Origin of the sequence: Nonomuraea longispora, from assembly GCF_004348345.1 — a bacterium.
Classification (GTDB): domain Bacteria; phylum Actinomycetota; class Actinomycetes; order Streptosporangiales; family Streptosporangiaceae; genus Nonomuraea; species Nonomuraea longispora.
In genome coordinates this window covers 1-1660 of sequence record NZ_SMJZ01000417.1, presented here as the reverse complement: position 1 = coordinate 1660, position 1660 = coordinate 1, and the positions used below count along the sequence as shown (strand labels likewise).

Annotated in this window: 2 protein-coding genes; both read left to right on the top strand. The window is 70.6% G+C overall.

Going from position 1 to position 1660, the window contains the following annotated elements:
- The coding region (locus E1267_RS43650) for a sensor histidine kinase (protein ID WP_132342172.1) at window positions 1-954 on the top strand (954 nt) is incomplete at its 5' end.
- A gap of 34 nt (window positions 955-988) precedes the next feature.
- A complete protein-coding gene (locus E1267_RS43645; RefSeq protein WP_246064751.1) occupies window positions 989-1612 on the top strand; it encodes a response regulator in 624 nt (207 codons plus the stop codon).
- Window positions 1613-1660: the final 48 nt, after the last annotated feature.

Sequence of the window (1660 nt, the reverse complement as noted above, 5' to 3'; positions counted from 1 at the left end):
GGCATCGTGGGCGACGCGGCGGTGGGGCCGTCGCTGGGCACGGTTCTGATCTTCACCGACAACCTTTACGCCGCCGCGCTCTATGGGCCGGCCAGGCTGGCCCGGTGGCTGCTGGGGGTCTGCGCTGTGCTGGCGGTCGCCGTGGGGGCGGTGACGGGGTTCGTGGAGGGTGACTGGCTGTTGCCGGCCGTCATGGGCATCCAGGCCGGGCTCGTGCTGGTCACTCCGGTCACCACGGCGATGGTGGTGCGGGAGCAGCGGGACCGGGCGGCGGCCGAACGGGAGCGGGCCGAGCAGGTGGCGCATCTCGCCGAGCTCGACCGGCAGGCGGCGGTGGCGGCCGAGCGCGCCCGGATGGCCCGCGAGCTGCACGACATGATCGCCAACCACTTCAGCGCCATCGCCATCCAGTCCACGGCCGCGCTCTCGCGCAAGGACCTCGACCGGGCGACGGTGCGGAAGGTCATGGAGTCCGTACGCGAGAACAGCCTGAAAGGCATGGCCGAGATGCGGTCCATGATCGGGCTGCTACGGCATGAGGGCGACGATGCGGACGAGGTGACCCGGCCACGGCTGGCCGATGCGGAAAGCCTGGTCGACAGGGCCGAGCGGGCGGGCATGGAGGTGGAGTTCCGGGTGGAGGGCGAGCCGCGCGAGGTGCCCGCGGCGGTCGATCTGGCGGGCTACCGCATCCTGCAGGAGGCGCTGACCAACGCGCTCAAGCACGGCGACTCCCCGGTGGAGGTCGTCGTGTCCTACCACCCTGAGCAGGTGACGTTGACGGTGGTCAACCCCGTCCAGGGGAGCGACGCGCGGCTGCCGGGCGCCGGGGCGGGGCTGATCGGGATGCGGGAGCGGGTGTCCCTGGTAGAGGGCTCCTTCGAGGCGGGTCCTCGCGGGGACGGATGGCGGGTCGCCGCGGTGCTGCCCGTGGTTCTCGGTGACAAGTCGTGAGAAGCGGTGACGTGGTGGAGGTGGACGGGTGACCATCAGGGTGCTGGTGGCCGACGATCACGCGGCGGTCAGGGCCGGGATCGTGCTGATTCTCGACGGTGCGGACGACATCGAGGTGGTCGGTGAGGCGGCTGACGGCGAGCAGGCCGTGGCGATGGCCAGGCAGGCGCGGCCGGATGTGGTGTTGATGGACGTGCGCATGCCCCGGCTCGACGGCATCTCCGCCGCCAGTGAACTGTCGGGGGTGTGTGATGTGCTGATCCTGACGACGTTCGATGTGGACGAATATGTGTTCGGGGCGCTGCGGGCGGGGGCCGCCGGCTTCTTGCTGAAGAACGCTGACGCCGATGCGCTGGTCGATGCGGTGCGAGTGGTGGCGCGGGGCGACGGGCTCATCTCGCCCGGGGTCACGCGCAGGTTGATCACCGCGTTCGCGGAGCAGGCGCCGCGCAGGGAGCCGCGTCCCGGGCCGGAGAGCCTGACGCCACGGGAGCGGGAGGTGCTGGCCTGCATCGGGAGGGGCATGTCCAACGCCGAGATCGCCCGCGAGCTCGACATGGCGGAGGCCACGACGAAGACGCACGTCAGCCGCTTGCTGAACAAACTGGGCCTGAAGAGCCGGGTGCAGGCGGCGATCTATTACTCGGAAGGGGGGTGAAGGGTGGGGTGGCCAGGGGCTTGTTGGCCAAAGTCAACCGTTTGCTCC